Genomic DNA, 23,573 nt, shown 5'->3' on the forward strand with positions numbered 1-23,573 from the left:
CAGGGCCATACAGGCTTCCCAGTCACTTTTTGGCACAGCGTCAATGGCTCCCTTGAACAGCAACGTGGAATAGGCGGCTGAGTTAAGGGCCAGGGCCAGCATGGCACAGAACCAGGGCTGGCTTAATAAGGGCCAGAGAAAACTGTTTTTGATGACATCAAATTGAGCCGGCCCGTAATAAATTAAAAAAATCTGGATCAGGAGCGGTGTGCCGGTAAACAGCAGAATTTGAAGTTTTACCAGCCAGGTCAGGGCTCTGACTTTCAGGGAAAGTACAACGGTAAACAGGATGGCCAGTACCAGTCCGGTAAACAGACTGGCCAGGGTGAGTTCCAGCGTGGTGCCGAGACCTTTCAGCAGCTCCGGTAAATATTCCATATTCATGCCGTGGCCTCACTGGCAGTGGCTGTTGTCTGTGTGTTGTTGTGAGTGTTGCTGTGACTGGAAGTCAGGTGTCGATTAGAGCGTGATTTCATGCGCTCCAGAATGTGCTGGCTGATCAGGGTAATGGCAAGGTAAATCAGCGCAGCAATGCCATACCAGGTAAAAGGATCATAGGTGCTGGCAGCGGTCATCTTGGCTTGCAGCAGCAAGTCATGAACACCAATCAGGGCGACTAACGCCGTATCTTTCAGGAGTACCAGCCACTGGTTACCCAGCCCGGGCAGTGCATGGCGCCATGTCTGCGGCAGAATGATACGGAAAAAGCAGTTGAACCGGCTGATTCCAAGTGCCACAGAAGCTTCGGTCTGTCCTTTGGGAATGGCCATAAAGGCACCGCGAAGTGTCTGTGAGGCATAGGCAGAGTAAATCAACGACAGTGCAATGGTACCTGCCAGAAAGGGGCTGATTTCAATAAATTCGTCAGTCAGCAGGAAAATGGCATGGGTTGAGCCGAAATAGACGAAAAAGATCACCAGTATCTCTGGTAACCCACGCAAAATTGCAACCATTGTGCTGGTGGCGAGCGCAAGCGGTTTAAATCGGCTCAGCTCGGCAAGAGAGAAGACGATGGCCATTATCAGGCCCAGTGCCAGCGATGACAGGGCCAGCCCCAGGGTCATCATGGTCGCTTCGGCAAAGAGCTCGGTCAGGCTCACAGTTACCTCACTATCTGATCATGCAGTGCATTCCCACGGAGAACGTGGGGACAGGGTTAATATAATTATTCAGCAGAGTTAAAATATTTTGTGTGCAATTGCTGATAAACGCCGCTCTCTTTTACCTGGGCCAGGGCCGCATTCAGTTTCTCAACCAGAGGGTCATTCATGCGTGCGGCAATTCCCATGCCGATACCAAAGTAATCAGCGTCTTTAATCTCTTCGCCCACGGTCTGGTACTTGTCTTCACCCTGTTGATCAAGCCACTCACGGGCTACGGCAGTATCCGCAAAAACTGCATCAACCCGGCCATTGGTCATATCCAGCAGGGCATTCTGGTAGCTGTCGTATGGGCGGGTTTTTACGCCCTGCTTTTCCAGCTTGTCGATTAAATAAGCCTGGTGGGTACTGCCATTTTGAACGCCAACGGTTTTTCCAGTCAGGTTCTTTTGACGGTTGAAGCTGCTCTTTTTGCTGGCAACAAAGATGGCTGAGTTCTCATAATAAGGTTGGGTGAACGATACCTGTTCCATCCGTTTAGGGGTGATATCCATACCGGAGATGACCGCATCAAATCGACGGAACTTCAGGCCGGGAATCAGGCTGTCAAAAGGTTGATTATTAAACTCACAAGTGGCATCCAGCTCGGCGCAGATGGCGTTGGCCAGTTCAACGTCGAAGCCGGTCAGTTCATTGCGTTCATTAAAGAACTCAAAAGGAGGGTAAGTCGCCTCCATGCCAAAGCGAATGGTTTCCTGAGCCTGGGAGGCAGAGGCAAGGGAGGCACTGGCCAGGACGATAGCAGCAACTGTTTTTTTCATTGGGCTTTCCTTACATACATCTTTATTGAAGGCAGTTATTGCCGGATTTTTGTCTTGAACCGCGCTTAATGTTGAAGGTAACTTTTAAAGGCACTGGTTTGCGGAGCTGTAAATCGTTCAGCCGTTCCTTCTTCGATTATTTCTCCGTTTTCCAGATAGACTACGCGGCTTGCGATTTTTCGGGCAAAGTCGACATCGTGGGTCACCACCACCATGGTAATGCCGGAGGCCTGCAGTTCGTTGATGATCTCCACGACCTGATTGGTAATGGCCGGATCCAGTGCTGCGGTGGGTTCATCGAACAGCAATACTTCCGGAGACAACATCAAGGCCCGGGCAATAGCTACCCGCTGCTGTTGGCCGCCGGAAAGTGAGGATGGCCAGGCATTGACTTTATCGGTCAGGCCCATACGTTCCAGCAGTCCCAGGGCTTTGTTCCTGGCTTCAGCTTTGGCCATGCCCTGTTGCACAGGAGCTTCAACCAGGTTCTCCAGTACCGTCATATGGGGCCAGAGGTGATATTGCTGGAAAACCATGCCGACTTTACGTCTTAACTGACAGGCTTTTGTTGAAGTTTCTCTGGCTGAAGTGTGTTTCTGCCTTTTGTGCTGATTTTGTTGAAAGGTGAATTCCATATTGGCTATGTTGATAGTGCCCTGGTCAGGACTCTCCAGAAGGTTAAGCATGCGTAACAGCGTACTCTTACCCGCACCACTGGAACCCAGTAATACCGTTGTTTCACCTTTGCTGATGCTGAAGCTGATATCCTTCAGAACCTGATGGTCACCAAAGGATTTGCTTAGGCTCTGTACTGCGATGCCCATTGCCTGAATCTTCTTTTGTCGGTTGAAGTTTGTGGCTTAATTGTCCATTACAGTTTGGGTAAAATCAATGTTTTTGTGAATAAATATTCATAAAAGCTTGGATAAACGCTATTATTACCATGAATTCGTTACTATTTATTAAAAAATATTGTCTGCCTCCAGTCTCTGGAACTACAGAAAGCTTAATGGCAGTATTTTTAAAGGTTATTTGACAACTATGACTAGCCCAAAACAGGATGCCCTGGTTCGCTCTTTCCGGCAGCTGCTTAAAGAAGAGCGCTGCGGCTCGCAGAGCCAGATTGTTGCTCTTCTGCAGGAGCAGGGGTTTGACAATATCAGCCAGTCCAAGGTGTCCCGTATGCTTGGCCGTTTTGGCGCAGTCAGGGCACGTAATGCACTGAATGAGCTGGTTTACTGTCTGCCTCCGGAGCTGGGTAAGATGGACTCCAGTATTGCGGTAAAAGATCTGGTGGAAGAAGTTGATCACAATGAGTCGATGATTGTGATCAAAACCAGCCCGGGTGCCGCCCAGATGATTGCCAGACTTCTGGATTCCATTGGTGTTAAAGGCGGAATTATGGGCTGTGTAGCCGGGGATGACACGATTCTGGTAGTGCCCACCAGTGTTCAGGAGATTGAAGGGGTTACTCTGAGTATTTCCGGGATGTTTAATTAACTTTTTCTGTCCGGTAATAAAGTCCGGTAATAAAATAGTTGGAACTTGTTACGTTCTCTAAGGTCAGCTTCTTTGATTGAAATTGGTTTTTCAGAGGTATGCCCATGTTTCGGATCGTGTTTCTTCTTGCTGCACTGTCTATATGCCAAAGCAGTTTTTCTGCTGCTTTGTCTGAGGAGCAACTGCACTTCTATCGTGAGAATGGCTATCTGATTCAGCAGGGATTTTTCCAGGGAGCAGAGCTGGATGATCTGGAGCATCATGTTCAGATAGCCCTGGACAATGTGGCTGTATTGCCATTCTCAGGTAAACCATCGGAAGAGAAGCTGCTTTCAGAGGGAACACTCTTTGTACTCGGGCCTGTTGTCGGTCCAGACGCTTTGCCAGTCATCAAACGAGTCGTCTGGGCTGGTGCAAAGTTCCCTGAATTGCTGGCTTATGGCAGGCATCCTCAGCTAAGAAAAAACGTTGCCCGGATTCTGGATAGCCCGAGAGCCTCTCACCTGATTAATCAGATTCACCCAAAACAACCGGGTGACGGTGTTGAGTACGACGTTCATCGGGATATTGATAACCGGCGGAATTTTGATAAGAACTGGCAGGATATAAAGGGCAATGGCTGCTTTGTTCAAACCATGCTGGCCATTGACCCAATGGGAGAAGAGAGTGGTGGGCTTTATGTGATTCCCCGCTCTCACCATGAATGTTCACCAGTGAAAGGTAATGCACAACTCAGTGAAGAATATAAGCAAGAAAAATATGGGCAGAAAATTCCGGTAATTATGAGGCCGGGGGATATGCTCTATGTCCATCCCTGTCTGGTTCATTTCAGTAACGCCAATAATTCCCATAAGCCCAGAAGGCTCTTTATTAATGGCTATGCCTGTCCGGGAGCCAACCATGAACCTTATCCTGGTGATGATAGTGCTGAAGACATTGCTCTGATTGATTGAGCGGCCATCAGGTTATTTCCTGTTTCATAAAACGAATTCATTCCTGCTATCATTGCGCTTTTCTCAAGGCATATAGAAGCATGAATCAGGCGGCACTGGCCTTTGATAAAGTGTCTGACCAAAGCGTTGTGATAACCCTGCAGGGAAACTGGACTGTCGGTGGAACACTGCCTGCTCTGGATCAGCTCTCTCCACTGCTGGATTACGGCCAATTAACGACTGTCGTCTTTATTGCCGGTGATGAATTTTCCTGGGATTCAAGGCTTCTGGCCTGGCTGATGGCCTGCCAGCGTATGTTTGAGCATTCCCGTTGCCGGTTTGACCTGAGTGGCTTACCTGAGGATGTGGGTGATCTGTTCAGGCTTGCCAATACCGTTCCTCCCAATAAGGCTCTGCCAGAAAGACGCTCATCCCTGTTTCAGAACCTGACCCACCGGGTTGCCCGACTGGGTGATGAGGTGATGGAATTATTGGCTTTCACTGGAGATCTGGCGTTAACCCTGTTTCGCTGGTTTTCCCGAAAAGGGTCTGCCCGGTGGTCGGATATCATCAGTTTCTGCCATCAGTCCGGCCCTTCTGCCTTACCCATTATCACCCTGCAAAGTGTGTTGATCGGAATGATTCTGGCCTACCTGGGAATGGTTCAGCTCCGACAGTTTGGCGCAGAGGTATATGTTGCCAACCTGGTTGGGGTAGGGATGGTTCGGGAGATGGGCGCACTGATGACGGCGATCATCATGTCAGGCCGAACCGGTGCCGCCTATGCGGCTCAGTTAGGTACCATGCAGGTCAATGAAGAAATTGATGCATTGACCACACTGGGCATTAAGCCCATGGATTATCTGGTATTGCCAAGGACATTGGCCCTTATCCTGACCATTCCTCTGCTCTGTCTGTACAGCAATATACTGGGAATGTTTGGTGGTGGTCTGGTAGCCACCAGTATGGATATCACCTGGACTATGTATCTGTATCAGTTGCGGGATGCCATCACCTTTGGTGATATTATGACCGGCGTTTTTAAAAGCTTTGTTTTTGCGCTATTAATTGCCATGGCAGGTTGTCGTGCGGGCCTGGAGTGTGGCCGTTCCTCGGCCGCCGTTGGTCAGGCAACCACTAATGCGGTGGTGACCGCCATTATCTATCTGGTGGTGGCGGATGCTGGTTTGAATATTCTCTTTTATCACGTGGGAATCTGAACATGAGTCAACCAGGTAAGGACGTGGTGATTGAAGCCCGCGGGTTGACCATGAAATATGGCAGCAACCTGATTCAGTCCAACCTGCATTTTCAAATCCACAAAGGTGATGTGTTCGTCATTATGGGGGGCAGTGGTTGCGGCAAGAGTACGTTGCTAAAGCATATGATTGGGCTTTATCAGCCAGCGGAAGGTGACATTCTTTTTGGTGGACAGAGTTACTTTACCGCATCGCCAGAACAGCAGCAGGAGATGCGTAAATGTTGGGGAGTAACTTATCAGGGAGGCGCTCTGTTCAGTGATAAGACACTGGCAGAAAATGTGGCGCTGTCTCTGGAGCAGTACACGACGCTGAGTAGTCCTGATATTCGGGATATGGTGCGTTATAAACTGGCACTGGTCGGTTTGTCCGGATTTGAAGATTTTTACCCATCCCAGATCAGTGGTGGTATGTGTAAGCGGGCCGGGTTGGCAAGAGCCATAGCCCTGGACCCTGATATCCTGTTTTTTGATGAGCCTTCGGCGGGGCTGGATCCGCTCAGTGCCCGGCGGCTGGATGACCTGATTCTCCAGTTAAGGGATTCAACCGGTGCCACGGTGGTGATTGTTACCCATGAACTGGCCAGCATTTTCGCCATTGGTAATAACGGGGTTTACCTCGATGCCAATACCAAAACACAGCTGGATACAGGTTCTCCCAAATATATGCTTAATCACAGTGAACATGCCCTGGTCAGGGAGTTCCTTTCCAGGGGCGAATATGAAAATCATGAAACGTATGGAACGACTTTTCAAAATAATGAACGTCAAAGAGGCAAGGGTGAAAGAGGCAGTGGTGTATGAATAGAAAATCTTTGTCGGTATCTGTAGGCCTTTTTGTCATTCTGATTATCGCCATGACCATTGCGCTGGTGCTGTTTCTGAATGCGGATGGCTTTTCCCGGAAAGATGTCCAGCGCTACGAGATTCTGTTTGACAGCTCTATAAAAGGGTTGACTGTCGGTGCTCCGGTGACCTTGCGAGGGGTTAAGATTGGCGAAGTGGTCAGCATCAAAACCAATCTGTATCACAACCATCAGAAGGTCTTGAATGTGGTCACGGTGGATATGTACCCGGACGCCATCAGTGAACAGGGTGAAATCAGTGAGCATAATGTGCTGGGGAGTTTGATGAAGCAAGGGCTCAGCGCCCAGATTGGCCTGCAAAGTGTATTGACTGGTCTGCTCTATATTGAGGTGGATTTCTTCGACAGCGAGCCGGAGATGCAGTCGGTCACTACCCAGTATCCACAGATTCCCACTGTGCCCAATAACCTGGATGAGTTTATTGAAAAATTTGAGAGCATTAATCTGGTGGGAATGGCCAGTCGCCTGACGGAGGTGTTGGATAATCTGGCTACCCTGACCGGGGATGACCGACTGAACAAGCTGATCGACGATGTGGGTAAGGCATTTGTCAGTATGGAAGCCATGTCCACTGAGATGAGTGTAAGCATGGAGGGTGTTCGTAAGGAATTTGCTTCCATGTCCAGGGATGCCGGGGAAGTGACCGCGCTGCTGAAAACCGAACTGCCTGCCGTCACACAGCAGCTGAACGAAACCATGCTGCAACTTCAGGGGACGATGGCTGCGGCAGAAGATACCCTGGCTCCCGATTCGCCGCTGATGTACCAGCTGATGCAGAGTTCGAAAGACATCAGTCGTGCATCCAGGGCGGTGGATGATCTGGCCGATATGCTGCAGCGTCAACCCGATGCCATTATCTTTGGCAGAAAAGCAGGAGACTCCCGGTGAGCCGTTATATTCGCTTATTGAACCTCTTTATGCTCAAAGGATCGGCTGCTTTAAAAGCCTTTTCCGTTACCCTGATGCTCAGTCTTATGGTGGGTTGTTCATCAACAAACCCTGTCTATCACAATTATACGCTGGTGGCGGCACCAGCATCAGAGGAAGGTAAAGTCCATACAGCCCTGCCTGCTACGCTGGGAGTTTTTCCGGTCAATGTCTCAGGTTGGCTGGATAAGAAAAACATCACCTGGAGTGATGGTGGCGTCCGTTTGAAGACCTTTGATAATGATCATTGGGGTGAACCGTTACCGGATTTGCTGACCCAGTCCATGGTACAAAACCTGCGTCGCCAGGTCAGAGCCCAAAGCTGGGTAAGTTCCGGCCCCTGGGTTCGTGATAAACGGCCGGAGGTTGTGGCATTTATTGATGTGCAGTCCATGTCGGTGGTGAAGCATCAGTTGCGGGTGAATGTTGCCTGGTCTCTGGAAGGGCAGGACAGCAAAATTATTGCCCGGAAGGAGAAAGTCTATGCGTTGTTGCTGGATAATAGTGATTCTGTGCAAGCCAGTGTTCAGACCCTGAGCCGGGTTTGGGGAATGGTCGCCAAAGATATGATTCAGGCCTTACCCGCTGCCCCGTCAAAAGCACAAAAAACGGCTTCCTGAGGGAAGCCGTTTTGTCGGTGTGGGCCAAATGTATGTCAGGCATTTATGGCATGGGTAAAGCGTTGCCTGGTTACTACACCCCACTTTTCATCTTCATACTTATCTTCAATAAAGTTACCTGACGTATAATCATGGATGACATCACGCCAGAACTTAACTGCATGGTCTGCACCGGCTACCTGCTTGATTTCCCAACTGCCACCAAGGCTTGTCAAAATATCTGAAATGAAGCGTTTGCCAACTTTGTTTTTACGGAAATACGGCACAACATAGAAATCGCAAACTTCATATTGCCCGGGAGATTTATTGGCGATTGCGGTGAGTGCTGCGGGAACGCCGTCAATATAGAGCAAGTAACCTGAAACATTGCCTTCAATCTGCGGATCTACCGGAAACAAGCCGTTACTATCAGGCTTTTCCTGTATGATTTTTGAAAATTCAGCACCATAAGCCTGTGCCAGATTCATATACACATGTTTATTACTGCTATCTACTTTTACAATATTCATAAAATGATTCTCGTAGACCAATCCACAATTTTCTCGAATAGAGGTCTATAACCACTGCTGAGAGCGTTTTTCGTTATCCGGACAGAGTGGCTGTGATGTTCGATTTAAGCGTTCACATTCTCTACGGGTTGTCTGTGCAGCTTTCTTTTGAGTAATTGCCCTGGTGAACGAAACTTATCCCTGAAGGACGCCCAGAAGGACGGCTCAGCTTTGGTCACAAAGATGCCACCCAGCAGTGGCAACATCAGTGATACGGATACCATTGAAATACTGTTTCCGGCAATCAAACTTGATAGAGTCAGTGCAATCAGTGGGAAAAACAGGAAGCAGATCGAAGCCGTAAACGGCGTTGATACCTGTCCAAGCTTAAAGTAAGCGACAATACCGCCAACGCTGGCAAACAGCCCCAGATAAACCACTGCCGCAATAGAATCCATCGAGAACGAAGCTGTGGCGGGTTGCTCGATGACTAGCGAGGCAGCCAATAAACCCGCGGACGCAATAAAACTCGGGAATGCATTGTAGGTAAGCACCGGAATGCGATTACAGTACTTCTCCTTCAATACATACATCACAGCGTGCAGGATCACCGCGCCACCCAGGGCCAGGAAACCAAGCACATAATCATCACCACCAAGACTCATCTCTTTGGTCAGAATCAGAATCAAGCTGAGTACCGCAACCAATAAACCGGCCATTTGAGTTTTTCTTAACCGGAGACCCAGAAAAAGACTCGAAGTGACCATCACCGCTATGGGCATGTTGGCGAAGATGATCGAAGCCAGCCCGGAAGAGATGTATTGCTCGCCATAAATCATCAGTGTAAACGGAATCGCAAAATAGAATATTGCGACAACGAACATCCAGTGTTTCTGTCCTTTGGGGAAGAGCAATGGCTGGTTGAGAAGTTTTACCAATAGGATGAGCAACGGCGATGCAATCAGGAAGCGCAACCCCGTCGCAAAAACAGGCGGAATGGTTTTCACCGCGATTTCCATCGCCAGCCACGTGGTTCCCCAGATTAAGCAAACCGATATAAAGAGTAGTATTGGCAAGTGCTTATGTAACCAGCCTTTTTGCATAAAGGCATGCTCTGTTTTCTCAATGTTTGGATGAAATGAGCATTGCGCCGGGCAATTCGACTCTTTATCAATCAGTTTGGAATTCACTTTCTTATTCCCATCACAATGCAATGCAAACAAATGATTTATCTACATGCATGACAAAAACACACGAACACTTCGTGTAAATATAGTAGTTGTGGTGCGGCGTAATAGCCGCGAGATAGGAGTCAGACTATCGGAGGACGGTAGATAGAGCGCATATCTGCGCTGAGGTATAGTGCGGCCGTGGTTGAGGTAAGAGCATCTCGGTAAGGCACCTCATAAGAATTCAGTATGCTTCCGACCAAACTGCTTCCGTGCGTATGACAACGGGAGTAACAGTGCTTCTCAAGACAACTGTCGTCAGAGTCACTGCAACCCGGTGTATCTTGTTTAATAACATCAAAAGCCATGTTGCCTAAAGCCATATTAGAGACATCAAAGTGGCTGGCTTCAAAGGAAACCTCTGAAACCGATGTACGACTCGACGAGACATCTGCATTGGCAAACGAACCGGATAGCAGGAGAGCCACCAGTGTCGCCAGTAACCGGTAAATTGTGGGCGCAATCTTACTCAAGATCATCTTACTCAAGATCACAATGCCTCGCCGAACAGGAAAATGAAATTACGGTGCTAAGGTAGCGGTAAAGAAGGCAGTTATCAAATAAATACTGTGGGAGTTTTATACTTACGGCAGTGGACATATATGGCACTGATTATCGGCAGTGCCGTGCCATCCAGCCTTTGTTCGTGCTGCTTTTGGCTCGGCACATGATCGTGATAGAAATCAGCAGGGGGGGCGAAATTAGCTGGATGGACTCTTTACTATTTCAGCATTAACCGGGCTGCTCCAATCACGGTATTGATAGCATTGGGCTCAACACTGGCCAGTTTTTCGGTGTCCGGTGTCTCATTACCGGTACGGTTAACGATCACGCCGGCCACGCAGCCTGCTCTGAGCCCCATGGTGGCACACATGGTCAGAAGTGTTGCGGATTCCATCTCGTAGTTGAGTACGCCCAGGGACTGCCACTCTTCCATGGAACCCTGCAGCTCTTTTCTCACCCGCTGGGTGTAGGTGTCGTAACGTTCCTGACCGGGGTAGAAGGTGTCGCTGGAGGCGGTAATGCCGGTCCAGTACTTAAGGCCGCTTTGCCCTGCCGCGTCCACCAGTGCCCGGGTGCATTGGAAATCGGCAACGGCTGGATAACTGAGCGGTGCAAAGTGTCGGCTGGCGCCATCCAGCCGTACCGAACCGGTGGTGATAATGACATCACCAATATTGATATGGGGCTGGATTGCGCCGGTGGTTCCGACCCTCAGAAAAGTACGGATGCCCAGCTGTGCCAGCTCTTCCACCGCGATCGATGTGGAAGGCCCACCGATACCGGTAGAACAGACCACCACAGACTGCCCCTCAAGTTCACCCCGCCAGGTGGTGAATTCCCGGAGGCTGGCCAGCTTTTTCGGGTTGTCCATCAGTTCAGCAATACGTTCGACCCGTTCCGGATCGCCGGGGACAATAGCCAGCTCGGCGCCATTCAGTGCATCACGGGTCAGGCCAAGATGAAAAACTTCGCTGCCACTCATAAGTCACTCCTGAATTTGCTTAACCATTGAACTTTCCATCACAGCATCCATCATAGTCCGATCTGTTGAGCGTGTTGAGCGATCTGAATCAATATTTGATCCACTGAAGGTCAAGGTCGCTCTGGAATCCTTAAGGCTCTAACCGATGATATAAGTATCAGTTTGTGTCTATGATGTTATGGATCTGCTGGTCAGTAAAACTCAGCTTAAATAGAAAAAACGGACAATCCATGCAGCCTGTAAACAGAATAACGTCCAGTCGAGCTTTTATTCTTGCCATTGCAGGGGCTGCCATCGGTTTGGGGAATATCTGGCGCTTTCCTTATGTGGCGGGTGAAAACGGCGGGAGCCTGTTTTTCCTGTTGTACATTATATTTGTTGTGTTGCTGGGGTTACCGGTGATGATTGCCGAGATTGTTGTCGGCCGGGCAGGGCGGGCATCACCCGCCAGTAGCCTGCGGCAGCTGGCCGTCAGTGCCGGTAGCACAAAACACTGGAACAAACTGGCCTGGCTGGGGACATTCGCTGCCACCATGATTCTCTCTTTTTACAGTGTGGTTTCTGGCTGGGTGCTTTATTTCTTTTTTCAATCGCTTTCCGGTGATTTACCGACCACCAGTATTCAAGCCACAGCCATGAATTTTCAGCAGCTCCTGGAGTCACCCTGGCAGGTCATTATGTACCATGGGCTGTTTATCCTTATGACCGTGGCTATCAGTGGTCGGGCAGTTTCCAAAGGTATCGAGCGTCTCAATAACTGGCTGATGCCCCTGATGTATCTGATACTGGTTGTTCTGCTGATTTATTCGAGCCGTTTCAGTGGTTTCGGGATGGCCCTGGATTATCTGTTTGCCTTCAAGTTTGAAGCGGTTACCGGAGGCGTGGTGCTGGAGGCGATGGGGCATGCCTTTTTTACCCTGGCGATCGGTGCCTGCTGCCTGATGGCGTACGGTGCCTATATGCCGGAGCGACAGTCGGTGGTTAAGGCCGTATTGATTGTTGCGCTGCTTGATGTGCTGGTGGCGGTGATGGTTGGGATAGCAACCTTTGCGGTGGTTTTCAGTGAAGGTTTATCTGTGGATGGTGGTCCGGGTCTGATGTTTATCACCTTGCCGGTTGCTTTGGCTCAAATGCCATTTGGTTCGCTGATTCTCCCCCTGTTTTTTCTACTTTTAGTCATGGCCGTCTGGACATCGGCAGTGAATCTGGCTGAGCCTCTGGTGGTGATGATGAGTCGCTTATGTTCCGGGTTTCGTGGAACAGGGGCTGCTATAGCAGGAATGATTGTTTTTCTGGTGGGACTGATTCCCGGATTGTCTTTTAGTCTGTGGAAGGATTTTTCTGTGGATGGTAAAACGCTTTTTGATCTCTATACGGGCTTTGCCACTCAGATTATGCTGCCGGTTACGGGGCTTCTGATACTGTACTTCGCTGGCAATGTAATGGAGAGGAAGGTGCTGGTTGAGCAGCTGGGTATGCAGGGAAGATCACTGCAGCTCTGGCAGTTTTTAATCCGCTGGGTAAGCCCATTGCTGCTGGTGATGGTGATTTTGGGTGAGCTGTTTCGGCTTTAAGACTACATTAGATTTTTGATCAGTGCTGCAATCAGCATGACAAAAATTAATACCATGGCGATCTTTGCAAGCTTGCCTTGTTGCTCATTGGTCAGCGCTTTACTGTGACGTTCAGTCAGCTTGACCACAATAAACAGCGTGATGAACAGTAGAACTAAAATTGAGATAAGATTCATTATATAGAAATCAAAACGGGCAGTAATATACTGCCCGTGAGTTGTACCGAGTGTTACTTCTTAGCCTGCTTGCTATCTTCTTTGCCTTCAATGCTGATCAGCTCAACATCAAACACCAGAACAGAGCCTGCTGGAATAGTACCCACTTCCTGGTCACCATAGGCCAGTTCAGCCGGGATGGTCAGGCGATATTCAGAACCCACAGGCATCAGGGCAACACCTTCAGTCCAGCCCTTGATCACGTTTGCCAGAGGGAAGGTGGCTGGCTGGCCTCTTTCTTTACTGCTGTCGAAAACAGTGCCATCAGTCAGTGTGCCGGTGTAATGAACGGTGACGGTATCAGCGGCGATTGGCGTGGGGCCGTCACCCTGTTTGATCACTTCATACTGAAGGCCGGATTCGGTAACGGAAACGCCTTCTTTTTTGGCATTATCTTCCAGATAACTGGTGCCAGACATAAGGGTTTCTTCACGCTTTTCCTGGGTTTTTTCCTGAACAACGGTGTTCATTTTCTGCTCATGGGCTCTGAGCGCTGAACCCATCTCTTCTTCATTCATTTTAACCTGGTCAGTCAGGGCATCCAGCAGGCCACTTTTCACCAGTTCACGATCCAGGGCAACACCCAGCTCTTCCTGCTGTACCAGGGTCTGACTGGCGAAGTTGCCAATGGAAGCGCCAATGGCATAGGCTGCTTTCTGATCATCTGTTTTTAATTCAACTTCAGGAGCCTGAGTTGTTTGTTCCTGACAACCAGCTGCCAGCAAAACAGCTGCAGCCAGGGCAGATATTTTAATAATCTTTTTCATATCAGTTTCCGTTGTTTTTGACCAAAAGCCGATGAGGCCAGGGAGATCTTGCCTGTATCAGGCTTAAAGTTAAGAAAAATCTTATCAATAATGGCACAGCCTTTACGACAGTTGAACCAACTGGCCGTGAATTTTCAAAAAAATAACATTATTGCGAAACGTAATATTATTGCCTGATTATAAGTAAGTTATTTCTTTTGTATTCTTATTTTTATTATGGGTTTGTATTACTTACCATCCACATATAGTTGACCTTTATTTTGCTTGCTCTATTTTCTACAGCATTCTCTCCAGCATCCTCAAGAACGAGAGACGCATTCCCGTATTTGCTCTATCTTCAAGCACAAATAATCAAATAGAAGACTTGGCAGGGTTCTTGACATGACATCAGTGGCAGAGACTTCCCCCTCGACCTCGGTCGCGTTTACAGTGATTGGCGTGGAAGTCAAAACTGGCCAGCAGGAAAGGAGCCCGGCAAGGGAGAGTGGGCGTTTTGGGCGGCGTACTGTTGAAAAGGCAGGGCAACTTCCCGGGTATTTCAAGTATATTGCCCTTGGAGGTGGAGGTGGAGGTACCGCTGGTACGGGCATTGGCTCGGTAATAGGCGTCCTGTTGGGTACCGCATATGGCTCCCCGGAAACTGGTGCCAAAGTGGGGGCCGCTATTGGTTCTGTGGTTGGTTTTACATTTGGTGCTACCTATGGTGTTGTGTTTTGTGCCAGGTCTGGCGAATAGGAAACCCGATAAGCCACTTGAGGATAATTCATGCTATGGGTCAGTGCTTTTTTGACCGGGCATTGCCAGAGAGATGATGAGGGTGAGAAGAATGAACAGAGAGGATAGCCACAGGCAGGCTTCCAGACGCCCCCATTGAAAAGCCCAGCCTGAGAGGACGGTACCCACTAATCGCCCCATGGCATTGGCCATATAATAGAAACCCACATCCATTGATGCGCCTTCTTCACGGGAAAAGGAAATAATCAAATAAGAGTGCAGGGAGGAGTTGATGGCAAATATTCCACCAAAGACCAGCAGTCCGATAATAATGCTGAACTGCTCATGCCACTGAAGTGTGACGGCCAGTGACAGCATAACGGATACCAGCAACAAGGCGGTAGACCAGAGTACGAGAGGATATCGGCTTTGAAGATTATGGTTGTCCGTTCCGGTAATTCTCGGGGCAATGCCCTGAACCAGACCATAACCGATAACCCAGAGCGCCATAAAACCCCCGGTTTGTGTATGGCTCCAGCCAAATACTGTACTCAGGGAGATGGGCAGGGCGATAACAAACCAGACATCCCGTGAAGCAAAGAGAAACAGGCGCGCTGCTGAGAGAATATTGATCGCCTGGTGATTGGAGAATATCTGGGTGAATTTTGGTTTATTGCGGGCTTTGCCCAGATCTTTCTGCAGCCATTTCAGGCTGCCTGCGAGAACCAGCATCAAAATGGCAGCCATAACCATCATGGAATGTTGAAAACCAATCAGGCTCAATAGAGCTCCTCCCAGAAAGAAACCTGCGCCTTTCAGAGCATTTTTGGAGCCGGTCAACAGGGCTATCCAGCGATACAGTTTTCCGGATTGTTGATTGCTGACCAGCGTTTTGATTGAGGTTTTCGCGCTCATTTTATTCAGGTCTTTAGCGATACCTGAAATGGCCTGAGCCATCATAACCAAAGGGATGGAGAGGAAGTGAGAAGGTACTGACAACATCAGCAGCGCCACGACCTGCATAAACAGACCGATATTCATGGTTTTGTTCAGGCCAATGTGGGCACCCAGCCAGCCGCCAATCAGGTTAGTGACTACCCCGAAGAACTCGTAAAAAAGAAACAGCATGGCAATTTCAAGGCCGCTATAGCCCAGCGTATAGAAGTGAAGCACCACTAACATACGCAATGCGCCGTCTGTCAGGGTGAAGTTCCAATAGTTGAAAGTGACCAGCGCATAACTTCTTATCTGCTGCTGCCGAATCTTTTTACTGGTTTCAGCCCGGGTAGTCTCAGTCATTAGCAATCCTCAGGCGCTGCCCACTTTTAATGCCAGTTCAGCTGTCCGACAGGCGTAGCCCATTTCGTTATCGTACCAGGCATAAATTTTGACCATTCGCTGGTCAACAACCATGGTGGATAGCGCATCAATGATTGAGGAACGTTGATCACCCCGGTAGTCGATAGATACCAGTGGCTTTTCTTCATAACCAAGGATTCCCTGCAGTGAACCTTCTTTTGAAGCTGATTTCAGAAGCTGGTTGACCTCATCGACTGAGGTGTCTTTTGCTACATCAAAAACCATATCGGTAATTGAAGCATTGGCCAGGGGAACCCGGATTGCATGACCATTCAATCGACCTTCCAGATCAGGGAATATCTGGGTAATGGCTGTTGCCGAGCCAGTGGTGGTTGGGATCAGTGACATGCCGCAGGCCCGGGCTCGCCTCAGATCTTTATGAGGTGCATCCAGAATAGTCTGTGTATTGGTCAGGTCATGAATGGTAGTGATTGCACCGCGGACAATACCCAGGTTCTCATGAATAACTTTTACCACAGGGGCAATACAGTTGGTGGTGCAGGAGGCGGCGGTAACAATCGGATGCTTGCTGGCGTCATACAGGTGGTCATTAACCCCCATAACGATATTCAAAACACTGTCTTCTTTAACCGGAGCCGTCACGACGACACGCTTTACTCCCTGCTCAAGATATTGGTTGAGCTTGTCCGTTGCCCGGTGGACACCGGTAGCATCAATAACAACATCACAGTTTGACCAGTCGATCGCGCTGATTTCCTTTTCCTGTGAGCACTCAATGGTCTGACCATTGATAATAATATGGCGGTTGTCTGATGAAATCGTTTCCTGCCAGACGCCCTGGACGGAGTCAAATTCCAGAAGGTGAGCAAGTGTCGCGCTATCACCAGCGGCATCGTTGATTCTTACGAATTCAATATCGGGCCAGTGCCAGGCAGCTCTCAGAGCCAGCCTGCCAATACGGCCAAAGCCATTGATACCTACTTTGATGGTCATGTTGTTACTCCTTGCATGAAGGTTGGTTAGCCATAGATTCCAGTCGTTTCTGATCCTGCTGATACTGTTTCATCAGGCATTTTGACTGGCGCAGTCCATCGACAATTTTATTCATCCAGCCCGGTAGATCACTGGCGATAGAATAAAAAATCCACTGATCCTGACGACGGGTGTTTAATAATCCGTGGTTGCGCATTTGTGCCAGGTGCCTGGATATCTTTGGTTGAGGCTCTTCAAGGGCGGTGACCAGCTCGCAAACACAAATCTCATTATTTCTGGCTAGTAAAAGCAGGCAGCGAAGCCGGATTTCATCGGCCATCATTTTGAAAAACTCATGGGGTAACATTATGGCTGCCTGAATATCTGTATATCCATATATTCGCATATAAAAGAAAAAATACAATCCAGTTTCTGCATTCATGGAAGAGGGAGAGTGCTGGAACAAGGTTAGATTGTATTAGCAGGCTGGATATAAGCGCTCAATGAAGCGGTAACTGTGTAACTTTGATCCGTATTTTTCCAAACAAATGCTTATTTGCAGCCATAATGAATAGGTTTGCTGATGGTGTGATAGACCGCCATTCCAGTTTCTGCCAAATACAGTAAATCGAAAGTTTTACTTTTCTTCTGAATGACTGCGAACAGCAGGTCTTTTTAGTTATTGCGGATAACCCTATGATCAAAACATGGAGTCAATACTCACTGACCACCAAGGTTCTTGTGGGGATGGTTGCGGGTCTTGCCACGGGTTTAATTATTCGTACATTTCTGGCTGACAGTTTTTTTGTAGGGCACTACATCACCGATGGCCTGTTCCATGTCATTGGCCAGATTTTTATTTCATCCCTGAAGATGCTGGTGGTACCGCTTATTTTTACCTCCATTGTCTGCGGCACCTGCTCGCTGACCGATGCCTCTACCTTAGGGAGGCTAAGTGCCAAGACGCTGCTTCTGTATCTTTTTACGACAGCTGTCGCTATAACTCTGGCCATTGTTGCCGGACTTATCGTAAAACCGGGAGTTGGGGCAAATCTGGAAGCGGCGACAACATTTGTTCCTCAGGATGCACCGGGCATCAGTGACATTCTGATACAACTGTTTCCTGATAACCCGATAGAGGCCATGGCCAGTGGCAATACCCTGCAGATTATTGTGTTTGCCGTCCTGTTTGGTATTGCTATTGGGGCTGCGGGTCAGCCGGGTGAGCGCATTGCCCGTATCTTTGGTTCCCTGAACGAAGTGATGATGAGGCTGGTGGCTTTGTTGATGAACATTGCTCCCTATGGGGTTTTCTGTCTGATGGCTAAGCTGTTTAGCACCATAGAGCTGTCAGCCATTGCCAGTCTGGGCAAGTACTTTACGCTGTTGCTGTTCGTTCTGTTTCTACATGTTCTGGTTACCTATTGTCTCCTGCTTAAAGCATTTACCGGGTTAAGTCCCATCACCTTTCTGAAAAAGATGGAAGATGCGGCCATGTTTGCTTTCAGTACGGCGTCCAGTAACGCCACGATTCCCGTCACCATGGAAACGGCCACCAATCGGTTTGGTGTTGATAACCGGATAGCGTCGTTTACCATTCCCCTGGGCAGTACGGTAAATATGGATGGCACTGCCATCATGCAGGGAGTAGCGACGGTATTTATAGCGCAGGCGTTTGGGATCGACCTGAGTATCAGTGACTACCTTTCTGTGATCCTGACAGCAACCCTGGCATCTATTGGTACGGCGGGGGTTCCGGGTGTAGGCATGGTGATGTTGGCTATGGTTCTTCAGCAGGTTGGCCTGCCTTTGGAAGGTATTGCATTGGTGATGGGCGTGGATCGGCTTCTGGATATGGTAAGAAGTGCCGTCAACATTACCGGAGATTGTGCGGTGACCTGCATTGTTGCCAAGTCAGAAGATGCTTTGGATGTCTCTGTGTTTAATGATCCTGAGGCTGGAGTGAAGCAGGAGACTATAGATTTTCATCATATTCGCTAAGTCACAATTTCTACTTATGTTGATATTGTGGTTGCTGGTACGGTGATTTTTCTGGCCATTGCTTTTTTCTGGATACGATGAAGAAGCCATCCTGATGGCAGGCAGGTAACTAACGGTTCTTCAGGGATTGCTATTAAGAATGTTCCCAGGGAAGGGGGCTGGATTCAGAGCTGATATATCACATCCAATACAGAAGTCCCATAAAGATAAATCCGGGTACAAAGAAGCCAGCCAGCGCCCCTGATTCCCGATCACCCCAACGTTTTTCAGTGAATCCGCCTGAGTAATGGATGATAACTATCCATAATATCAAGCAGACAGCGGCAATAAGCCAGCCGACTGTGGTCATTCCCTCCAGTATTTTCATCAGACTAAACATAGGCAGGCTCCTCTACATCAAGTGTATTTCTTATTGCTGATTAACCTTGGCAATGTGAAAGCATAGACCCATTAGCGAGAAGCTGCCGTGAGACAAAGGTGGGTGATGGATTCTATAAAAGGAAAGGAAGGGAGGAGAGGGAGGCGTATGAATAGAAAAAGGGGCCGAAGCCCCTTTTTCTTATTCGCAGGTAAAATTTACATTGCCGGATATGTGTAAGAAGCCTGAATGCCCAGAGGCAGGCCCAGCGCCCAGTAAGTCAGCAGGAAGATGGTCCAGCCAATCATCATGGCGATTGAATACGGCATCATCATAGAAGCAAGAGAGCCAATACCTGAATTCTTAACATAACGCTGGCAGTAAACCACCACGAGTGGGAAGAAGACCATCAGTGGGGAGATGATGTTAGATACCGAGTCACCCACACGGTAAGCCGCCTGGGACAGTTCCGGAGAGATGCCCACAGCCATCAGCATGGGTACCAGGATTGGACCGATCAGGGCCCATTTTGCCGATGCAGAACCAATGACCAGGTTAACCATGGCAGTCAGCAGAATCATACCGACAATGGTGATCTGGCCTGGCAGATTCATCGCCTGAAGCACTTCTGCACCGCTCAGGGCCAGTACCGTTCCCAGGTTTGAGTGGGAGAAGGCGTACAGGAACTGGGCACAGAAGAAGGCCATAACCAGATAAGAGCCCATGGTGGCCATGGTGCTGTTCATGGCAGTAACGGTATCTTTAGAGCTTTTGAAGTTACCGGATACCTTGCCGTACACAATGCCGGGAATGATAAACAGGATGAAGATCAGCGGCACGATTGACTGCATGATGGGAGCAGAGAACGCGGTGAGCTGGCCATCCGGAGAGCGCAGGGGGGAGGTTTCCGGCCAGGCAGCGGCAATCAACAGACCAATACCCGCCAGCATTGCCATGCCTGCAGCACTGAAGGCTTTGCTTTCTACCGCAGAGAAAGAACCCAGATCTGGAGCTTTTTCTACATCGTCATCCAGAGTGGTGGTGCTGTTCAGACGGGGCTCGATCACTTTGTCCGTGACGTACCAGCCAATGGCAATGATGAGGATACTGGAGGCGCCAGTGAAGAACAGGTTGGCCAGAGGGTTCATCAGGTAGCTGGGGTCAAGGATCTGGGCGGCAGACTGGGTGAAGCCCTGCAGCAGCGGATCAATACCGGAAGGAATGAAGTTGGCAGAGAAACCACCGGATACACCCGCAAAAGCAGCGGCAATACCCGCCAGTGGGTGACGACCTGCCGCATGGAAAATAATACCGCCCAGAGGGATAACCAGTACATAGCCAGCGTCTGCTGCCGTGTGGCTGATGATGGCCACCAGAACCAGCATTGGGGTCAGCAGTTTAGGGTGGGTAATGCTGAGCAGTTTTTTCAGGCCGGTGTTGATAAAGCCTGATTTTTCAGCCACACCGACGCCCAGCATTGCGACCAGCACAATCCCCAGAGGCGCAAAACTGGTGAATGTTTTCACCATGCTGGCCAGGAAGGTGGCCAAAGCGCTGCCGGTCAGGAGGTTGTTGACCACAACTGCTTCACCGGTGGCTGGGTGAACCAGATCCAGATTCATCTGGGACATCAGGGCCGACAGGCCCCAGACAATAAATAAAGCGTAAACAAATAGCAGTGTCGGGTCAGGCAGTTTATTGCCTGATTTTTCAATGGCGTTCAGGAAGCGATTCATTAATTTTGAATCGCCTGATTTGGTATCAGGCATTGGCGGTGCTTTTGTCCAGTTCATGAAGTGATCTTCTTGGTAATATGATGATTTCGTGAAGGACTTTAAAAAAACGTGAAGGGTTCGGGAATGATCCAAATCAACTAAATATAATAAATTGTTATTTGGTTATATTGTTTAGTTATATTCTCTGCTGAAGGTGTGGTTTTCTGGGGAAATACGCTGGGCTACATCGAGGTGTTATTTCGCTTTTCGAGACTAAAATCCATCCATTTGTACAGGCTGTCGTTTATGACCTTGTCGGTATAACCGGATTTTTTCCATTTCTGAAGCTGGTTTGAGATTGTTTGCAGGGGGAGCTGGCAATTCAATTTTCTGGAAATGGCGGTATGAAGTTCAAAGGATGAGATTTCGACAGGCATTTTTTCAAACCGGCCTTCAAAATCAAGCAGGGACATAAACAGGTCGCCCTGAGTTTGTGGGTAGATTGCATAATCAACCCTGCCCACATTCAGCATTTTCAGCCCCTGCTTTGCGTTGAACGTTCTTACCAGGTTCAGGTGATTTGTGGAATACAGATTGAATTCTTCGCTAAACCTCAGGTTTTTGGGTGCAACCCCTTTCAGTTTTTTCATGTCAGACCACTGGCTAATCTCCATGTGACGATCCTTGCGGGTCACAACCATATAGCTCTGGGTATAAATGGGTGGTTCGATATATTGAATATCTTTCAGGTATTTCTGCTGATAGGACATGGCAGGATTAATATGGATGATGCCTTGTTGAAGCTTATGATTGACTCGATTGGCTCCACCAAAATAATCGTTAATGACACTGATACCCTGTTGTTCAAGGATGTCTGTAATCAGCTCTGCTGCAGCGCCTCGGGTATTTTGAAAGTCTCCCCATGAAACAGGAGGCAGGTCCGGATGGCCGGTAAGGACAACCTCCTTGCAAAGACGGGTTTGAGCCAGTAGGTGGCTGCTAAAAAGAAGAGTGATTAATAATGTTGCGATGTTCTGCAATTTGTTGTCCTTTTTTATTGCCGGGGTATTTAATCCTACTGTGCCAAAGGATTCAACCCTCCTGTGCAGGGTCTGGATAAATGCATATTGCAGGATTTGTATGACGGTAGAAGTCAGGCAGTTAAAAGATGGCTGTAAGCTTGAAGAGAGGGGGCGGCATATTTCCGCCCGTTTGAATGAAGAGGGGTTTTGGTGCTCTTTCAGGGAAGGGGAGTTTTTTTATCGTCGATGCATGGATGGCACCGTTGTCAGGGGGGCTGATGCAAAACCTGTATCCAATGAGAATGCTAAAATCATACACCGGCAATTTCACCAATGGATTAAGCGCGTTTCACTGAATGATGAAGTGATTGTCAGAAGTCAGCAGTTGCCTATTGATAGCTACGATAAGCAGATGGCACTGTACCGGCAGGCGTACCCCGAAGATGTGTCAATTCTTCCACCAGATCGCTATGGAGATATTGTTATTCAGCCTGCGATAGGTTGTCCGAATCGAAAATGTACATTCTGTGCTTTTTATAAAGAGAAACCCTATCAGGTTCTTAATAAGGAAGCGTTCATTTCCCACCTCCAGTCTATTCTGCATGTTTATGGGCAAAAGCTTATGTCTGCTCAGGGTGCCTTCCTTGGTTCGGCAAATGCCATGGCTTTATCCCAGAGGCGCCTGATGTTCTGCCTGGAGGAAATAAAAGAACGGTTTGGTGTGTTCAAAAGGGAGGTAGCAACGTTTGCTGACCCTGATTACAGTGCCAGACGTTCATCCCGAGACTGGGAAGAGTTAAGAGAGCGTGGTTTGAAGCATATTGTCATTGGACTGGAAACCGGGTGGGGTGAGCTTCGGGCCTCTCTTGGGAAGTCCGGTGATTTAAGTAAGGTCAGTGATACGATAAATAGCGCCAAACAGTCTGGTATGACCATTGGCCTGACTGTGCTGACTGGGGCTGCGCCTGAAACTAAAAGAGAGATGAACCTTGTAAATACGTTAGCGACTATAAAAGGCTTTGATTTATCCGCTAAGGACATCATTTATCTCTCACCATTAAGCGATAGTGGTCATATAAAGACTGAAGCAGTGGCAGAACAGAAACTGTTTGCAGAATCCCTCCGTGATGTCACTGAAGCCAGAGTGGTGCCTTATCAAATGCAGCGCTTTCAGTATTTCGCTTAAACTGCAATTAGTTGACCATTTACATCTATAATTTCGGCTGTTGACTTTTATTCGGACCTGCGTAGAATGCGCCGCTCTTCCACGACACATGTCGGGACAGCGAAACGAAAGTTCATCGCTGACCGGGAAGAACGATTTGAAGTTTGGTTGAAAAACAGCCGGTTGACAAATCAACGGGGTGCGGTAATATGCGCCTCCACTGACACGGCCCGAGCGGCAACGTTGGTGAGTTGGAAAGCTTCTTTCTTCTACGACTTTTTAGTGAAGAGAATCGATCGCTTGACAACAAAAGCTGCTTCGGTATGATAGCGGCCTCGCTGATCGGCACCATCGCCGATTGGAGATTAAGTCTTAACGACTTGATCAGGTTCTTTAACAAGATATCAGACAATTCGTGTGGGCGCTTGTGTGATGGCATCGGTTAAGAGAGAGCTTGCTCTCTCACAAAACTTTGAATGCTTAATCAAGCAAGTGAACACTCGTTAATTCAGCGCTTTTCACA

The 23,573-nt window shown here is 48.6% G+C and carries 26 protein-coding genes; 10 read left to right on the plus strand and 16 right to left on the minus strand.

Going from position 1 to position 23,573, the window contains the following annotated elements; all coding sequences use genetic code 11:
- The 4 genes from RM811_RS10570 to RM811_RS10585 form a co-directional block, all read right to left on the minus strand.
- Positions 1-384: ABC transporter permease subunit (locus tag RM811_RS10570; RefSeq protein ID WP_402523806.1), on the minus strand; the 384-nt coding region annotated here is incomplete at its 3' end.
- Positions 381-1,100, minus strand: a complete 720-nt coding sequence (gene artQ, locus RM811_RS10575) for an arginine ABC transporter permease ArtQ (protein WP_402523809.1) — start codon at positions 1,098-1,100, stop codon at positions 381-383. The genes artQ and RM811_RS10570, both read right to left, overlap by 4 nt.
- 65 nt (positions 1,101-1,165) lie before the next feature.
- Complete coding sequence (locus tag RM811_RS10580; RefSeq protein WP_402523811.1) at positions 1,166-1,921, minus strand: lysine/arginine/ornithine ABC transporter substrate-binding protein; 756 nt, start codon at positions 1,919-1,921, stop codon at positions 1,166-1,168.
- A 65-nt stretch (positions 1,922-1,986) separates the two neighbouring features.
- Positions 1,987-2,754 (minus strand): ATP-binding cassette domain-containing protein, encoded by a 768-nt coding sequence (locus RM811_RS10585; protein ID WP_402523868.1) that lies wholly within the window; start codon positions 2,752-2,754, stop codon positions 1,987-1,989.
- 208 nt (positions 2,755-2,962) lie between these two features.
- Between RM811_RS10585 and argR the strand changes: the two genes are divergently transcribed.
- From argR to RM811_RS10615, 6 genes are all read left to right on the plus strand, one after another.
- Positions 2,963-3,421, plus strand: a complete 459-nt coding sequence (gene argR / locus RM811_RS10590; protein ID WP_402523814.1) for a transcriptional regulator ArgR — start codon at positions 2,963-2,965, stop codon at positions 3,419-3,421.
- A gap of 104 nt (positions 3,422-3,525) precedes the next feature.
- Positions 3,526-4,374 carry a phytanoyl-CoA dioxygenase family protein gene (locus RM811_RS10595; protein WP_402523816.1) on the plus strand — a complete coding sequence of 283 codons (849 nt, stop codon included), beginning with the start codon at positions 3,526-3,528 and terminating at the stop codon, positions 4,372-4,374.
- Between the two features lie 80 nt (positions 4,375-4,454).
- Positions 4,455-5,573, plus strand: a complete 1,119-nt coding sequence (locus RM811_RS10600; protein WP_402523819.1) for an MlaE family lipid ABC transporter permease subunit — start codon at positions 4,455-4,457, stop codon at positions 5,571-5,573.
- Positions 5,574-5,575: 2 nt separating this feature from the next.
- Positions 5,576-6,415: an ABC transporter ATP-binding protein gene (locus tag RM811_RS10605; RefSeq protein WP_402523821.1), complete on the plus strand. Its 840-nt coding sequence runs from the start codon at positions 5,576-5,578 to the stop codon at positions 6,413-6,415.
- Positions 6,412-7,365, plus strand: a complete 954-nt coding sequence (locus RM811_RS10610) for an MlaD family protein (protein ID WP_402523824.1) — start codon at positions 6,412-6,414, stop codon at positions 7,363-7,365. Before RM811_RS10605 ends, RM811_RS10610 begins: the two co-directional genes overlap by 4 nt.
- On the plus strand, positions 7,362-8,024 hold the full coding sequence (locus RM811_RS10615) for a membrane integrity-associated transporter subunit PqiC (RefSeq protein WP_402523827.1): 663 nt from the start codon (positions 7,362-7,364) through the stop codon (positions 8,022-8,024). Before RM811_RS10610 ends, RM811_RS10615 begins: the two co-directional genes overlap by 4 nt.
- 35 nt (positions 8,025-8,059) lie before the next feature.
- On the opposite strand, the gene RM811_RS10620 is transcribed toward RM811_RS10615, so the two are convergent.
- The 4 genes from RM811_RS10620 to udp form a co-directional block, all read right to left on the minus strand.
- On the minus strand, positions 8,060-8,533 hold the full coding sequence (locus tag RM811_RS10620; protein WP_402523829.1) for a GNAT family N-acetyltransferase: 474 nt from the start codon (positions 8,531-8,533) through the stop codon (positions 8,060-8,062).
- Between the two features lie 104 nt (positions 8,534-8,637).
- Positions 8,638-9,702: a DMT family transporter gene (locus RM811_RS10625; RefSeq protein WP_402523831.1), complete on the minus strand. Its 1,065-nt coding sequence runs from the start codon at positions 9,700-9,702 to the stop codon at positions 8,638-8,640.
- A gap of 122 nt (positions 9,703-9,824) precedes the next feature.
- Positions 9,825-10,229 carry a hypothetical protein gene (locus RM811_RS10630; RefSeq protein WP_402523834.1) on the minus strand — a complete coding sequence of 135 codons (405 nt, stop codon included), beginning with the start codon at positions 10,227-10,229 and terminating at the stop codon, positions 9,825-9,827.
- A gap of 233 nt (positions 10,230-10,462) precedes the next feature.
- Positions 10,463-11,227: a uridine phosphorylase gene (gene udp, locus RM811_RS10635; RefSeq protein WP_402523837.1), complete on the minus strand. Its 765-nt coding sequence runs from the start codon at positions 11,225-11,227 to the stop codon at positions 10,463-10,465.
- Between the two features lie 230 nt (positions 11,228-11,457).
- On the opposite strand from udp, the gene RM811_RS10640 reads away from it, so the two are divergent.
- Complete coding sequence (locus tag RM811_RS10640) at positions 11,458-12,801, plus strand: sodium-dependent transporter (protein WP_402523839.1); 1,344 nt, start codon at positions 11,458-11,460, stop codon at positions 12,799-12,801.
- A 2-nt stretch (positions 12,802-12,803) separates the two neighbouring features.
- On the opposite strand, the gene RM811_RS10645 is transcribed toward RM811_RS10640, so the two are convergent.
- Positions 12,804-12,977, minus strand: coding sequence for a hypothetical protein (locus tag RM811_RS10645; protein ID WP_402523841.1), 174 nt, complete (start codon positions 12,975-12,977; stop codon positions 12,804-12,806).
- A gap of 53 nt (positions 12,978-13,030) precedes the next feature.
- Positions 13,031-13,783 carry an FKBP-type peptidyl-prolyl cis-trans isomerase gene (gene fkpA / locus RM811_RS10650; protein WP_402523844.1) on the minus strand — a complete coding sequence of 251 codons (753 nt, stop codon included), beginning with the start codon at positions 13,781-13,783 and terminating at the stop codon, positions 13,031-13,033.
- Positions 13,784-14,164: 381 nt separating this feature from the next.
- On the opposite strand from fkpA, the gene RM811_RS10655 reads away from it, so the two are divergent.
- Complete coding sequence (locus RM811_RS10655) at positions 14,165-14,518, plus strand: hypothetical protein (RefSeq protein ID WP_402523846.1); 354 nt, start codon at positions 14,165-14,167, stop codon at positions 14,516-14,518.
- 33 nt (positions 14,519-14,551) lie between these two features.
- On the opposite strand, the gene arsJ is transcribed toward RM811_RS10655, so the two are convergent.
- From arsJ to RM811_RS10670, 3 genes are read right to left on the minus strand one after another with little or no spacing between them, the layout of a single operon-like run.
- A complete protein-coding gene (gene arsJ / locus RM811_RS10660; protein WP_402523849.1) occupies positions 14,552-15,796 on the minus strand; it encodes an organoarsenical effux MFS transporter ArsJ in 1,245 nt (414 codons plus the stop codon).
- 9 nt (positions 15,797-15,805) lie between these two features.
- Positions 15,806-16,810 (minus strand): ArsJ-associated glyceraldehyde-3-phosphate dehydrogenase, encoded by a 1,005-nt coding sequence (locus RM811_RS10665; protein WP_402523851.1) that lies wholly within the window; start codon positions 16,808-16,810, stop codon positions 15,806-15,808.
- 4 nt (positions 16,811-16,814) lie between these two features.
- Positions 16,815-17,156: a metalloregulator ArsR/SmtB family transcription factor gene (locus RM811_RS10670; protein ID WP_402523853.1), complete on the minus strand. Its 342-nt coding sequence runs from the start codon at positions 17,154-17,156 to the stop codon at positions 16,815-16,817.
- Between the two features lie 329 nt (positions 17,157-17,485).
- Here RM811_RS10670 and RM811_RS10675 point away from each other — a divergent pair, with 329 nt between their 5' ends.
- Positions 17,486-18,790: a dicarboxylate/amino acid:cation symporter gene (locus RM811_RS10675; RefSeq protein WP_402523856.1), complete on the plus strand. Its 1,305-nt coding sequence runs from the start codon at positions 17,486-17,488 to the stop codon at positions 18,788-18,790.
- A 178-nt stretch (positions 18,791-18,968) separates the two neighbouring features.
- Here RM811_RS10675 and RM811_RS10680 read toward each other — a convergent pair whose 3' ends face one another.
- The 3 genes from RM811_RS10680 to RM811_RS10690 form a co-directional block, all read right to left on the minus strand.
- Positions 18,969-19,169 carry a hypothetical protein gene (locus tag RM811_RS10680; RefSeq protein ID WP_402523858.1) on the minus strand — a complete coding sequence of 67 codons (201 nt, stop codon included), beginning with the start codon at positions 19,167-19,169 and terminating at the stop codon, positions 18,969-18,971.
- A gap of 197 nt (positions 19,170-19,366) precedes the next feature.
- Positions 19,367-20,941 carry an AbgT family transporter gene (locus RM811_RS10685; protein WP_402523860.1) on the minus strand — a complete coding sequence of 525 codons (1,575 nt, stop codon included), beginning with the start codon at positions 20,939-20,941 and terminating at the stop codon, positions 19,367-19,369.
- Positions 20,942-21,105: 164 nt separating this feature from the next.
- Positions 21,106-21,903, minus strand: a complete 798-nt coding sequence (locus RM811_RS10690; RefSeq protein WP_402523863.1) for a hypothetical protein — start codon at positions 21,901-21,903, stop codon at positions 21,106-21,108.
- Positions 21,904-22,003: 100 nt separating this feature from the next.
- Here RM811_RS10690 and RM811_RS10695 point away from each other — a divergent pair, with 100 nt between their 5' ends.
- Entirely contained in the window at positions 22,004-23,071 is a 1,068-nt protein-coding gene (locus RM811_RS10695) for a radical SAM protein (RefSeq protein ID WP_402523865.1), read from the plus strand.
- The last annotated feature ends 502 nt before the right edge of the window (positions 23,072-23,573 follow it).

Origin of the sequence: Endozoicomonas sp., from assembly GCF_031844845.1 — a bacterium.
GTDB lineage: Bacteria > Pseudomonadota > Gammaproteobacteria > Pseudomonadales > Endozoicomonadaceae > Endozoicomonas.